General features: G+C 39.9%; 14 protein-coding genes. 2 read left to right on the top strand and 12 right to left on the bottom strand.

Annotated elements, in window-relative coordinates:
- Positions 1-32: 32 nt before the first annotated feature.
- The 4 genes from M998_RS08165 to M998_RS08150 all read right to left on the bottom strand — a co-directional run bounded on the left by M998_RS08165 (position 33) and on the right by M998_RS08150 (position 3,647).
- Positions 33-506, bottom strand: a complete 474-nt coding sequence (locus M998_RS08165; protein WP_068908373.1) for a PTS sugar transporter subunit IIB — start codon at positions 504-506, stop codon at positions 33-35.
- 11 nt (positions 507-517) lie between these two features.
- Positions 518-949 carry a PTS sugar transporter subunit IIA gene (locus tag M998_RS08160; RefSeq protein WP_068908371.1) on the bottom strand — a complete coding sequence of 144 codons (432 nt, stop codon included), beginning with the start codon at positions 947-949 and terminating at the stop codon, positions 518-520.
- Positions 950-1,143: 194 nt separating this feature from the next.
- Entirely contained in the window at positions 1,144-1,995 is an 852-nt protein-coding gene (locus tag M998_RS08155) for a MurR/RpiR family transcriptional regulator (RefSeq protein WP_068908370.1), read from the bottom strand.
- A gap of 158 nt (positions 1,996-2,153) precedes the next feature.
- Entirely contained in the window at positions 2,154-3,647 is a 1,494-nt protein-coding gene (locus M998_RS08150) for a UxaA family hydrolase (RefSeq protein WP_068908368.1), read from the bottom strand.
- Positions 3,648-3,852: 205 nt separating this feature from the next.
- On the opposite strand from M998_RS08150, the gene exuR reads away from it, so the two are divergent.
- A complete protein-coding gene (gene exuR, locus M998_RS08145; protein ID WP_068908366.1) occupies positions 3,853-4,614 on the top strand; it encodes a transcriptional regulator ExuR in 762 nt (253 codons plus the stop codon).
- A gap of 19 nt (positions 4,615-4,633) precedes the next feature.
- Here exuR and M998_RS08140 read toward each other — a convergent pair whose 3' ends face one another.
- From M998_RS08140 to M998_RS08130, 4 genes are all read right to left on the bottom strand, one after another.
- The gene (locus M998_RS08140) at positions 4,634-5,368 is read right to left on the bottom strand and encodes a Crp/Fnr family transcriptional regulator (RefSeq protein ID WP_231906699.1); all 735 of its coding nucleotides are present in this window, start codon (positions 5,366-5,368) and stop codon (positions 4,634-4,636) included.
- Positions 5,369-5,530: 162 nt separating this feature from the next.
- Positions 5,531-6,766, bottom strand: a complete 1,236-nt coding sequence (locus M998_RS08135; RefSeq protein WP_375342647.1) for an MFS transporter — start codon at positions 6,764-6,766, stop codon at positions 5,531-5,533.
- Between the two features lie 17 nt (positions 6,767-6,783).
- Positions 6,784-7,011, bottom strand: coding sequence for a hypothetical protein (locus M998_RS19650; RefSeq protein WP_169817210.1), 228 nt, complete (start codon positions 7,009-7,011; stop codon positions 6,784-6,786).
- A gap of 132 nt (positions 7,012-7,143) precedes the next feature.
- Positions 7,144-8,256: a mandelate racemase/muconate lactonizing enzyme family protein gene (locus M998_RS08130; RefSeq protein WP_068908363.1), complete on the bottom strand. Its 1,113-nt coding sequence runs from the start codon at positions 8,254-8,256 to the stop codon at positions 7,144-7,146.
- Between the two features lie 366 nt (positions 8,257-8,622).
- On the opposite strand from M998_RS08130, the gene M998_RS08125 reads away from it, so the two are divergent.
- Positions 8,623-9,942: a polysaccharide deacetylase family protein gene (locus M998_RS08125; protein ID WP_068908361.1), complete on the top strand. Its 1,320-nt coding sequence runs from the start codon at positions 8,623-8,625 to the stop codon at positions 9,940-9,942.
- On the opposite strand, the gene M998_RS08120 is transcribed toward M998_RS08125, so the two are convergent.
- Genes M998_RS08120 through M998_RS08105 form a run of 4 tightly spaced genes read right to left on the bottom strand, consistent with a single transcriptional unit; the run spans position 9,939 to position 14,026 of the window.
- Positions 9,939-11,042 (bottom strand): acyl-CoA desaturase, encoded by a 1,104-nt coding sequence (locus M998_RS08120; RefSeq protein ID WP_068908359.1) that lies wholly within the window; start codon positions 11,040-11,042, stop codon positions 9,939-9,941. The genes M998_RS08125 and M998_RS08120 overlap by 4 nt on opposite strands.
- Positions 11,032-12,156, bottom strand: coding sequence for a sterol desaturase family protein (locus M998_RS08115; RefSeq protein ID WP_068908357.1), 1,125 nt, complete (start codon positions 12,154-12,156; stop codon positions 11,032-11,034). Before M998_RS08115 ends, M998_RS08120 begins: the two co-directional genes overlap by 11 nt.
- A complete protein-coding gene (locus tag M998_RS08110) occupies positions 12,153-12,764 on the bottom strand; it encodes a phosphatase PAP2 family protein (protein ID WP_068440277.1) in 612 nt (203 codons plus the stop codon). The genes M998_RS08115 and M998_RS08110 overlap by 4 nt, the downstream gene beginning before the upstream one ends.
- Complete coding sequence (locus M998_RS08105; protein WP_197713333.1) at positions 12,761-14,026, bottom strand: F390 synthetase-related protein; 1,266 nt, start codon at positions 14,024-14,026, stop codon at positions 12,761-12,763. The genes M998_RS08110 and M998_RS08105 overlap by 4 nt, the downstream gene beginning before the upstream one ends.
- Positions 14,027-14,032: the final 6 nt, after the last annotated feature.

The raw sequence follows: 14,032 nt of genomic DNA, 5'->3' as shown, positions 1-14,032 counted from the left end.
GCTTATTATTAAAATAAGTTTTAGCAAATGGATTAATTGAGTAATGTTTTCAATTCAACAATTGGATCTTTAGGAACCATTTGAATTTCAATGAGGATGTTATTATTGATAAGTGATTTAAAGGCTTGTTCTTCTTCTGGTGTGACAGCAACGGCTCGAGATAGATTGCGGCGACCTTCTTGCATGCGCATGCCACCAACATTCAATTTTTCTAGTTTTAATCCATTTTCTACTAATTTATTTACGTCAATACTGTTGGTAAATAGCAGCATGGTACGTCGTTTAATTTCAGCTTTTTTTAGTACATCAATGAATTTATCAACACCAAAAACGACAATTTTCAGATCGGGTGGCGCAGCCATAGTTAGTACAGACTGTTGAACGGTGTCATTAGCAACCTTGTCATTAATGATAATGACTTGTTCTATATCGAAATTTTTAACCCAAGTAGTAATGACTTGGCCGTGGATAAGTCTATCGTCGATTCGAGCAACATTAATTGGCATATTATGATCCCCTAAAGTTCACTATCGTGTTGTTGTACTGGCTTGAGTTTTTCCCCTACGTTAAAGCAACTGTCAGGAAATACGTCAATAATGACAGAGTGAAGCTTATCTAACGGTAAGTCACGATTACTTAAAATCTCGAGTAATGTAGGAACGTTGATACCGCAATAAAGGGCACCATCATGTTGTGTCAGCACTAACTCACTGGCTAAGTTGCAAGGAGAACCTCCGAGTAAATCAACCAGAATAAGAACGCCTTGCCCTTTGTTCATTTTTTGGTACGTATTAATCAGATGTTCTCTAACATCATTAATATTACTTTCTCGATCAATTGAAATGACGGTAATGTCTTCTTGTTCACCGATAAGCATCTCGGCGCAATCGAGTAACCCTTGAGCAAATTGGCCATGGCTGGCCAATATGATTGGAATTTCTGAGCTCATTTTTTTCCCTTTTCATTCTAAGTAATAAAATTACTTTTTTATGTTTAATTCAAGGTAACAATATCACAAAAATATATTGTGAATAGTCTTAGGTAAGAAGAAAGGATCATTTTTGTGAGCAAGATCGAGGTGGCTATGGCGTGCCACCTAAATAAGTCAGCGGGTGAAGAGCGTTAAGAAGTTGAAGAGGCGGTTTAATTATTACTATTTAGGCGAGAGAAACGTTCTGCTCGTGTATTGATTTGCTTTGAAATTCTTTCATCATATTGCCCAACAAATAAGTTAGTGATAAGCATATTAATCACAGTTAATTGTGATATTTTTGAGCGGATAGGAATAATACGTGAAATATTCTCCGTGGAAGTCGTATGTAAAATAATTTCTGCAAGAGCAGAGACTGAGCTTTGCCCCATTTTGGTAATCGCAATGGTCGGAACATTTAACTCACGGGCGAGCGTTAGCAGCTTTATACATTCATGGTTTTCACCTGAATGGGAAATGACAATTACAAGGTCATTTTCATTTAATGTATTGACGATGCTAAACTGAATACTGTAGTCAAGATGACAGTTAATATCTTTTTTAATTTTAATTAGCTGATATTCAAACTCTTTTGCGACAAGCCCGCTACTTCCTGCCCCATAAATAACAATTTTTTGGCTTTTACTAATCAGTTCGTTAGCTTGCATAAAGGTATTTAAATTAACCAAAGCGCAAGTTTCTTCTATCGATGATTTCTCAATTTGGCTAACTTTATAGTTAATGGTTTCTATTGGGTCATTAATATCAATATCCTCCTGGAGAAGGGTTCCATAAGATTTGTTATTAATTGAGGAAATTAAATCAATTTTAAGCTCGCTAAAGCCTTGGTAGCCGAGTTTATGACATAAACGCAGTATGGTTGTAGTACTCACTTTATTTGCTTGCGCAAGAGATTGGATACTCATACTTTGAATATCCCGTTTATTAGCAAGAATATACTCTGCAACTTGGCTTTCTTTCGTTGAGAGGCTATCTCTAGATTCTCGAAGTTTTAGATCTATCATCGTTTACCCTGCTAATAAGTTGAGAATAGTCATACTGGAAGTAATCCTACCATATATCAGGGGTAGCGAAATGGGGACTTTTTATTATCTATGCTTACTACTGTGTATTTAAAACTCAAGATAGCGCAAGTAGCCTCACGCTATCTTGAGAATTTAATTTAAAGAGTGACACCCATTTTAAAAATAGCTAATTCGCGAAAATCATTAATTTCATTTTTTGTGGGTTCACCATTGACGATTTTCACAACATGCTGAATAAAATCATTCAATAATTGATCCATGGTTTTACCTGCTAATAATGCACCAGCATTAAAATCAATCCAATGTGGCTTTTTCGCAGCCAGTTCATTATTGGTGGCAATTTTTAAGGTCGGCACGAACCCGCCATAAGGGGTTCCGCGACCCGTTGTGAATAACACCATGTGGCAGCCCGCGGCACCAAGGGCGCTGGTGGCGATGGCATCATTACCCGGCGCACTTAATAGATTGAAGCCTGTGGTTGTTAAGCGTTCCCCATATTTGAGTACATCCATGACCTGACTTGTGCCGGCTTTTTGCGTACAACCTAATGATTTTTCTTCTAATGTTGAGATGCCTCCAGCTTTATTACCCGGTGATGGGTTCTCATAAATAGGCTGGTCATGCTCAATAAAATACTGCTTAAAGTCATTGATCATATCGACTGTTTTTTCGAATGTTTGTGTGTCATGGCAGTGATTCATCAGAATTTGTTCTGCACCAAACATTTCCGGTACTTCGGTTAATACTGTTGTGCCATTATGACTCACTAAAAAGTCAGAGAAACCACCGAGTAATGGGTTTGCAGTGATACCGGATAAACCATCAGAACCGCCACATTCAAGGCCAAATTTGACTTCACTGAGCTTTCCTGCAACACGTTTATCTTGTTTAACAACTTGATAAAGTTCGTTTAAATGTTCAATGCCAACTTGGATTTCATCATCAAGTTGTTGGCAGACCATAAACTTAACACGTTCACTATCATGCTCGCCCAGAGTCTCTTTAAATGCGGCGACCTGATTATTTTCACAGCCCAAACCGATAACCAGTACGCCACCTGCATTCGGGTGTTTGACCAGATCTTGCAAAATCGTCCGGGTTGTTAGGTGATCGTCACCTAATTGGGAACAGCCCAAAGTGTGGTTATACAGATAAACGCCATCAATATCTAATGCATCACTATGTTGCTTGTTGAACTGATCTATCATTTTTCTGGCGAGTGCGTTGACGCATCCAACCGTTGGGATCACCCAGATCTCATTGCGAATGGCGATATCACCATTATCACGACGATAAATCTGTACATCAGGATCAACTCGCGTGGCATCAAGGCTATTGTGCTCAGGGTGGTATTCATATTCATTTAATGCACTGAGATTGGTGGCGATATTGTGGGTGTGAATATGTTCACCAATTTGAATCGGTTGAGTCGCATGGCCAATCGGAGAGCCATATTTAAGAATGTTTTTACCCACTTCAATCGGTGCGATTGCAATTTTATGGCCTCGGTTCACATCTTGTTTTAAGGTAATAGTTTGCGAGTCAATGGTGATGTGATCCCCTTCAGAACGGTCTATCAAGGTAACGATGACATTGTCATTAGGGTGTATTTTTATTATGTCTTTTATCATTTTTTAATCCCTAGTTAAAATTAGGTACAAAGAAATAGGTGATATAGCGCTTCGATCATTATCGGCTTTGGTTTATATCTTTGAAAGATGTTATACCAATTTAATGTAATCCGCTATTTTTGTCATGCGTTATTTATGATATGCGTGATAAATTTCGTTATAATCGGGTTGTATTAGCGGACTTACATTGCGAAAGGAAAAATAAATGATCTCCCAAGACAGCGAACAACGCCTATATCAACAAGTTGCTGCCATCGTTAAGGAGCGAATTGAAAATAGTGAATACCCTGTCGGGACTAAACTTCCTGCCGAACGATTATTAGCGGATGAAATGAATGTCAGTCGAACCGTGATCCGTGAAGCGATTATTATGCTGGAAGTTGAAGGCTATGTGGATGTGAGAAAAGGTTCTGGTATACATGTTATTAGCAATGTGTCGAATAACGCGATGAAAACTGAAAATCAGTTAGAATTTAGTCATTGTGGCCCTTTTGAATTACTGCAAGCTAGGCAGCTTATCGAAAGCCATATCGCTGAATTTGCTGCTACCCAAGCAACCAAGGAAGATATTTTAAAATTGCTTGAAATTCAAAAGAATGCGCGGAAAGAAGATCGGTTTAGGGACTCCTTATGGGATCTTAAATTTCATATGCAGATTGCGGCATCGACTCACAACAGTGCGATGGTGGTGATTGTCGAGCAAATGTGGAGTCAACGATTACGCAATCCTTATTGGATAAAACTGCACGAGCATATCGACAATCGGTCGATTGAAAGTTGGTGTGATGAGCATGATAAAATTCTGCAAGCTTTGGCTCGTCGAGATCCGAAAGGCGCACGACAAGCAATGTGGCAGCATTTAGAAAATACCAAGAAAATGTTATTTAACGCGACCAGCGATGATTTTGAATTTAATATGGATCGCTATATTTTTGCAGATAGTCCGAGTATTGATAATAATGACTAACGTTGATATTCACGGCTAATCATTCTTCATCGTCTTCAGAAATTTGCTTTAATGCGGGAAGATTTACTAACACAATCTTCCCGTATTTAGCATCTATCCAGCCTAATTTTTCCCACGCCACAAGACGCTTATTAATGGTTTGTCGTGTGGTATTGATTATGGTGGCTAAATCATCTTGTGTTAAATATAAGCTTAATTGAGTTCCTTTTTCATGAGGTTCCCCATAGCCCTCAGCAAGGCTAAGTAAGCGTTTAGCTAAGCGTGCAGAAACAGAAAGCAAAGCAGAATCATTAATAATGGTAAAAGCATTACGAATAACTTTGCATAAAAGAATATTCAACGATTGATAAAAAACCGGATATTTATCTAAGATAAGCGTTAAATCTTTAGGGGATATGGTTAGCAAAATAGTGGGGCTGATCGCTTTTGCATCATGAGTACGAGCAGATTTATCTAACATTGCAATTTCGCCAAACCAATTTCCGGGTGATAAATAGCGAAAGACAGACTCTTTGCCATCAGATGAAATGGAGCTCACTTTGACGGAACCTTGAATAACAGCGTAAAGCCCTCGGGCAGGATCGCCTTGGTAATGAACCATATCGCTGTCATTATAAAAACGAAATGTTCCACATTGCATTAGAATATCAATTAAATAGTCAGGTAAATTACTAAACCAGCTATTTGTTCGTAATACATCAAGAATACTCCCATGAGTTAGCACGAGATTACTATTTTGGACTGATATATTCATCTGAATGCTCCCTGCATGAATCGATTGACTCATCATGACATCAGGTTGTGTGATGTTCAATGTTGAACTTATCTATACACAAAATAATTCAAAGTGCGGAGTCTCTTTAAATAAAAATGCCCGAATACAGAATATTCAGGCGTTTTATTTATTTAATCACATTTAATCTTCAAAACGTTTTTCAATACCCAATCGTTTTAACGTCAGGATTAATAATCCACCGATAAAAGCAACTAAGGCAATGAAATATAACCCAGCGCGGGCTGATTCAAATGTTGCATCAGCCCAAACTCTTAAGTTAGGTGCGACAAAGCCACCTAAGTTACCGACGGAGTTAATTAATGCGATACCTGAAGCGGCTGCGGTACCGCCTAAATAAGCGGATGGGAAGCTCCAATACAGGGGCTGCATGGCTAAGTGACCTGCGGCGGCAACACAAAGCGCGATAATGGCAATAACCGGAATGCTGTCGAATAGCCCTGATACGGCGATACCTGCGGCACCTAACATAAAGGTAATGGATGCGACTTTACGTCTTTCTCTTAAGCGTTCAGAGAGACGCGGTACATAGTAAACTGCAATCGCAGCGCACAGTGGAGGAATGGCAGTGACAAACCCAACCAAGATGCCCACTTTTGTACCTAGTAAAGTAGCAATTTGGGTTGGTAAGAAGAAATAAATACCGTACCCACAAACCTGTACAGTGAACCAAATTAAGCACAGATAAAGTACACGCATATCCAGTAGTGCACTGAGCGCACCTTTCGGGCTATGGCCTTTTTTCGCATCCTCTTCTAGCGCTAATTTCGCCGATAAGGCATTTTTTTCATCATCAGTCAGCCATTTCGCTTTTTCTGGTCGGTCATCAAGGTAGAAGAAAACCCAAATACCGACAATGGAAGCCAGTAAACCTTCGACGACAAACATTAATTGCCAACCATATAAGCCCAATGCAAAGGACGAGCCTTCCAGTGATAATAATGAACCTGACAGTGGGCCACCAATAATAAAGGCAAGTGGTGCACCAAATAGAAAATAGCCAGTTACACGAGCACGGATATTTTGTGGGAACCAGAAGGTTAGATATAAAATAACACCCGGAAAAAAGCCCGCTTCACTCACACCTAATAAGAAACGTAAGACAATAAATGTGGTTTCATCATGAGCAAACATCATTGAGGCCGAAACTAATCCCCACGTTACCATGATGCGTGATAACCAAACACGGGCGCCTATTCGATAAAGTAGAATATTGCTGGGTACTTCAAAAAGTGCATAACCAATAAAAAAGATCCCTGCACCAAATGCGTAAGCGGCATCGCTTAAACCAGTTGAGGATTGAAATGCTTGTTTAGCAAACCCAATATTTGAACGATCTAAGTAAGCTAATATGAACATTAATACTACCATTGGTATTATTTTTCGTATTGCTTTGCTGGTAGCCGATGATAAATGGTCAGTATTGGTGGACATGGTTCACCCCAGTATTTTTGTAAGGTAATGATGCTATACCCGCGGTACTTCAAATTGCTTTGTTGCCAACCACGCTCAGCTACCCGCATCACATTGTTTATAGTGACGACTCGGATATCTGTGTCGGTTGCTGGCATGCACTTTGAATTATTTTGAGTATATTTATTCATTATTATTTTTTATTTTTATTCAATATACCTAAAATAATGATATTGAATACGTAAATTAAAATGAATAATTCTATTTTTTATTTATTTCCCCTTTCTTGAATATTTATTAAATAAAAGAAAAGGGAATGATTTTTATTTAACGTTAAATTTAGCTAATGCTTCAGGTTTTAACGTGGTACCTGCTCCTGGTGCTGTTGGTGTGGTGTAAATACCATCAACCACTGCGACAGGATCAACAAAACAATCCAGTGTCCATGGAATAAACTCCAATAAAGAACAGGCTGGGTGTGCCATGACTAAATGTAATTGTGCTTGCATCATGTCACCATGATGTGGGGTGACGGGTAAATTAAACGCCATACCTAAATCAGCAATCTCCCAGACCGCAGTTAAGCCACCGCAACGGGTTGCATCGGGTTGTAAGTAATCGACTGCGCCAGCAAGTACAAATTCTTTAAATGAATCATTGTGATAAAGCAATTCACCCAAGGCAATTGGCGTATCCATATAGGCAGCAAGTTGCTTATGGCTAGCAACGTCATCATGCCAAAGCGGCTCTTCAAACCATTTGATATTGAAATCATTCAAGCGGTGGCCATATTGCTTAGCAATACTGATATCCCACTTACCATTTGCATCAACCATTAGGTCAATATCATCACCGATAGCGTTACGCACCGCTTCAATGCGTTGTAAGTCTTCACGTGGATCGGGTTTACCAATTTTCATTTTGATGGCTTTGAAGCCTTCTTCGAAGATCATTTTTTTGCAATCATCGACCAGATCTTGTTGGCTACGAACCAGCCAACCACAGTCAGTATTATACGCATTAACTTTGTTATGCTTAGAACCACCAAACAGTTGCCATAAAGGCTGCTCAGCGGCCTTGGCTTTTAAATCCCACAATGCGATGTCAATGGCAGATAACGCCATTTGCATTAATCCACCCCGGCCAACCCAGATATTGGTGGAGCTACGGCTGAGTTTTCTGTGTAAATAACGCACTTCAGTTGGGTCTTCACCTAACAACATTGGACCAAAAACATCTTCCATAATGGTGGTGATTAAGCGGTCTGTCGTGATATCAGCATGTGTCCCTGTATGACCATAACCCACTAATCCACACTCTGTTTTGATCATCACACCGGGCATTCCCCAATGTGTAATGTTATGAGTCGAATCCCCGATTAGATCATTAGTTACCGGTACATGCATAATAAAGGTACTAATTTCTTTTATTTTCATTGTGATCCCCTGGTGTTAAAAATTGATTTCGAGTCAATCTAGCAGTGAGGATCTGAATTAACTGTCAAATGATTTACAGATTGTGTCTAGAAAACGCTTTTTAATGATAACTATGAGCTAGATCTCTTTATTTTGTATGATAGCTCAGGGGAATACATGCAAATTGGTATAATAACTTTGTGTTGGTTTTTTATCTCGAACACCGCGTGATCGGGATAAATTTCAGTCTGAAAAGATCCAAAGTGTATTGATGATATTAATCAGTTGAATTTATTAATAAATAAAAATTTATATCTGGGTATAGGGTTCATTATTGAGTAGGTTTAGAATAAGCTGGTTTAAATTATGGCTCATAGTGGATGAAATATGTGTAATCGATTATTTCTAATGTTCCTTGTACTGTTAATGACTTATGTGCCTCAATCTCTTGCCATCGAGGTTGATACCAATACTAAAGATTGGAAGCTTGCTGATGTTCAGCCTAAATTAGTCCAAACCAAAGATGCTGAAGTTATTTTTGCCCCTATTGCTGGGGAAATGCGTGCCGTTGCTGAATTAAATGCCAATCACGGCTTCTATGCTTATGCACCTTCTGGGGATTACTGTGCAATGCAATTTGGCAATGACTATGCCTTTGTTAAGACCACAGAATTATCAAATAAAAAGCCACGCTATGTTCCCGAGGCAGATAGGTTGAATGACTTGCAAAATCCAATCTATGATTACTTGATTACCTCACAAAAAACCCCTGTATATAATTCGACAAAAAGTAATGGGAAACAGATTGCTTCTTTATGGGAAAATTTGCGCTATCCAGTATTAGCAAGAATGATTAATACCAATAAATCGGGGGAAAAAACCGCATGGCTAACCGTACGTATTGGCGATAGGCTTGGCTATATTCGCTCGGATGATGTTTCACTCGATAGAGGGATCCCGATCCTCACGTATCATCACCTTTTAAAAAATAGTGAAAATAAACATTTTCGTGATACCTCAACTACGACGTCCGTTGAAGCCTTTCGTAACCAGATGAATTATTTAAAAACAGAGGGTTATCAAACGCTGTCTCTAGCAGATATTGAAGATTACCTAAATAAATCTGCAAACCTTCCGGGAAAAGCGGTAGTACTTACCTTTGATGATGGATTGAAATCGGTGTATCGCTATGCATTGCCTATTTTGAAACATAATGAGCAACAAGCAACGCTGTTTGTGATTTCATCTCGAATTAAAATACACCCACAAAAATGGTCAGCAGATTCATTGCAATTTATGAGTAAGCAGGAAATTAAAGATAGCCAAAGTGTTTTTAATATACAGTCACATACTCACTTTTTGCATCGTTTAGATAAGCGAAGTACCCCGGTTGTTTTTAGCCGAAAAGAACATACCATCATGTTAGATTTCAAACGCTCAATGGCTATTTTAAATCAGTTTGAACCTGAACAACGATACTTGGCTTATCCTTTCGGGGCTTATAATCAACCGGCAATGGATGCAGCAAAACAAGCGGGTCTACATCTCGGTTTGACGACAATTCAGGGAAAGGTACGAGTAGGGGATAACCCATTTGCGTTAAAACGGCTATATGCTTATCGTACAGACCCGATGAGTAAGTTCGAACAAATGGTGGGTAATAGCGAAAAAAGTGTCTTTAATCAAAATATTATCGTTGATAACTAATCGACTTTCTTACCTGAGCCCATTTCCTTCAAAAAGCGTTGTTGGTAGGTAAACAACGCTTTTGCATCAATACAGTGATAATCCATCGAAAATTGCTTGGCAGTTCGTTCAATAATTTTGGCAAGAGCAGGGTAGTGACGGTGGTTCCAATTTGGAAATAAGTGATGCGTTAGATGTAAATTTAAACCACCTAACCAATAAGTTAGCCAATAGGGTTTTGTTTTCCAATCGTAAGTAGTTGAAAATGTATGAGTATAAAAGCCATGTGGCATATTGCCTTCTTTCGGTGGGGTATAAAAAGTGGCTTTTGCCCAGTGTGTACCAAGTATCAGTACAACGAATATCAAAGAAGCAAACATTTGGCTGAGTAGATAAGTTAGTAATAATGTTCCAATACCAATTCCAGTGTCAGCGAGCATAAAGGCAGGAAGAACAATCGCCACAAAAAGATGTAATAACTTGGCAAAGATAAATGAAACCACCCCCTGATTGCCTTGATGACGTAAATGCGGCGCTACTCGAGTGAAATGGAACCTGTCTAACCAATCAAAAAACCAAATGAGTGCAGGGAAAGTCATGGCGGCAACCAGTGGCCAATAAAGGTGCTGGGCTCGCATAAAGGGATACCAGCGTTGATAAGGGGTCTGTCGGAGCACATGGTTTTCTTCGATATCCAAGTCATAGTGGCGAATATTAGTATGGGCATGATGAAAAATAATATGCCTGACTCGCCAACATTCGGGGTCTAACCCAAGCGGAATGGTCACCCAAAAATTTAGCCAGTCGTTAGCTCTCGCACTTTTAAAAATGGCATTATGGGAGGCATCATGCACAAGATTGATGGCAAGTAAGAGTGCAAAGCAAATAAACAGTGGATAAAAAACGAAGAAATACCCTAGCACTGGTGCCAAAATAGCCAACAGGTAGCTGCCTAGGCAGCACAGTAGCAATATAAGGCTCTTCAAGTAAAAGCGGACATCAGCAAACCGATGGTCATTTTTGTCATTAAGGTACTGTTGCGCAGCATTATTGAGTGCGCGGCGAAAGTCTTGGTCATGGCGGTGTTGATAGCCTAGGGGTCTTAGTGGTTCAGGAGACATTTTGCACCTGTATGGTTTGCCTGCCAAAGCCTAGCAGCATCAATAGGCTATGTAACCATAATCCGCCAGCAAAGATAATCCAAAATGCATTTACCCACTGCCAAATCAAGAATAGGCAGATAAGCAAAATAGAGGCAATCACAAACCAGCTCCAAAGCCCCGCTTTTCGCCCATCAGAAATGGCTGATAACGCCACGGTACCTAGCGCTAGAAGAATAAATAAAACAACCTGTTGATAGGTGGTTCCTTGGTAACCGTAGCCATACAGAAATACATAACCAATCACGAGAGAGAATAATAACAATGTTCCCATTACCAAAGCCAATTGGTTAACACGATAGGATGGGGTGGGTTTGATTGATGACGTTTTGCTACGTTTGATTATTCGCCAAAATGGTAAATTACTATCAATAAACGGATTTTCAGAGGCTGCCGCCCCTTTAATACCAAAATGGTGCTCTGTTTCAGGCAATTTTGAAAAAGTGCCAAATAGTTTATCCCAAAAAATAAAACTACCCGCAAAGTTACGATTTGAATAATGCCCCTCTTTAACATGGTGAACGCGATGGTGCTGTGGCGTTACCATGAACTTTTCGAACCAACCAAGGCGAGGAATTAACGCGCTGTGGTTAAAAAATTGAATACTGTAGTGCAAAATAGAGACGGTCAAAAATATTTCCAGTGGTACACCCATCAGCGCTAGCAGCATAAAGAAAGGGATAGATGTAAGCGATGAATACCAAGAATTGCGTACGCCTAGAGAGAGGTTGTAGTGTTCCCCTTGGTGATGAACAACGTGAACTGCCCATAATACACGATATTTATGGTGTAAACGGTGTAACCAATAAAAGCCAAAATCCCACGCTAAAATAGTAAAAATCCAAACCAATGCCGTTGGCCAATTTTCCACTAAATTAAATGAGTAATGCGTGACAACAAAGCCATAGCAAAAAATCTCTAACCCTCTAAATAGCCATAACATAATGTGGCCAGAATTGAGATTAAAGACCAGTTCTTGCCAACTGACCGTCCCTTTTTGCGTTTTAGCGATGACAAGGCCTTCGCCAATCACCACAATAAGCATAAAAATAATCGGGAATGTTAATTCATTCATAAAACTTTACTCCAGACACGGTATCGAGTGAGGTGAACGAGATACAGTGCGGCAAATGCGGTTATTGCGCCGGTCACAACATCAATAAAGAGATGTCGTTTCAGCACTAATACAGATAAGCAGATAGCGATCGCCCAAAATAAATAGAGCGCGGTACGATATTTTTGTTGTTTTGACCATAATGCATTGAGCACGACAAGCGTCAATGAGACATGAAGAGAAGGTAATAAATTTTGTGGGCTATCGATATCGATAAGCGCGGATAATAAGCGGCCAGAAACAGAAATCATGTCATAGCTTGAATAAATCATCGTGGTGGGAAATAACAAATAAATCGCTCCTGAAATAAGCGCACAGAGCTGCATTGAATACATTAAAGGGCATAACCGTTCGAGTGGACAAAAAAGATAGCCCAACGGAATAAAAATAAAAAATGATAGGTACAGCCAAATGCCATGCACTGAAAAGTGAAACGCATTATCAACCATGCTTGGTGTTAATAAGGCCGCTTTTTCAGTGAGTTGCCCTGTGTAGCTATACACGATGCCCACGGTTCCCCAACCGATTAAGCAACATAGCAGCCGTTTCATTAGCGCCTTACTATTCATATAGCTTCCTTTCGCGTAATTCGGCGCTTTTTGGTTGAGAGCGGTTGGTCGATAGGTGCAGGAATAAGCGTCCAGCTCAGTGATTTGATATCAACCTGTTGGCGTGAAAAATATTGCTCAAGCTGGTAATGACATTGAGCCAATTCCGCATCAGTACATTCGCCCTGTAAACTGAGATGGTTTCCTTGCTGAGTGAGGCGAAAATCGGCGGTAACCGGTAAGTGATTAATGATCACTCTAGCACAAGGGTCAGCAAAGATAGTCACAGTATTACCTTCTATATCAGGCAACTGGAGTAAATCATCACACCGGCCTTCAATACGTTCAATCGCAAGTTGCGGGTCACCACAGGGGCAAGGCTCTTTTTTAACCACTAAAATATCATCAAGCTGGTAGCGAACAATAGGCTGGGTTTTACGTGTGAAATCGGTGATTATCGGCATAAATCGTGCATCATCAAGCCAATTTTTTTCAATATGTAAAAAGGCTTCATTAAGATGTAAGGTTCCGTGGGCGCAAGTGCAGCCTAAAAAACCTTCAGTTGCTTGATACACTTCACCGACATTCGGGAAACAGTGTTGGAGCTTTTTTTTGTCATGCTGCTCTAGTACTTCAGCAACAGAAATCACTTTTTGTGTTTTAAGGTGAATTTTTTGCTGATTCATGGCGTCAGCAATGGCGCAAAGGACTTGAGCCGGTGCAACAATAATCGAGGGCTGATAATCCTCAAGGGCTTTTAGCTGCATTTTAAAATCGGTGTAAAGGTCATAAAATCGCAGTGAAATTGAGCGGTTATTAACGCTTTCATAAAGGTTATTGTTAGCGCGCAAAAAGAGTGCAACACGCTCGCCTCCTAATAAACCATTCGGTAGCATTTTCGCTAGCATACTGCCTGACCAGATATCTTGTTCCTGTGGGCTGACGACAAATAACCCGCGGCGACGCGAAGTTCCTGATGATAACCCAACGCTAAACCTACCGACTTTGGGGGTAAAATCACGAGATTGTTCACTTTTTTGTGCACAATCAAGCAAGGTTTTGCTCGATAGCCCTGCGGTATTCATCGCATCGAAATTATCCATCATAATTTGCTTATTCATGAGCGGAAAATCGGCTAATGGTTTATTGATAAACGGACGAAAATAGGCGCTATTTATGAGTGTGTTACGCTTAAATTTAGCTAAACAGCGCAGCTGGTAAGCTTCCAGTTCAGCCCTGTTTTTAAAATGTAAACGGCGGGCACGCCAGTAGTGCCACAACATAGAGAG

The sequence above is a fragment of the Providencia heimbachae ATCC 35613 genome (assembly GCF_001655055.1).
GTDB lineage: Bacteria > Pseudomonadota > Gammaproteobacteria > Enterobacterales > Enterobacteriaceae > Providencia > Providencia heimbachae.
Note: the sequence above shows the minus strand (reverse complement) of the source record. Positions and strands in the feature narration are given on the sequence as shown.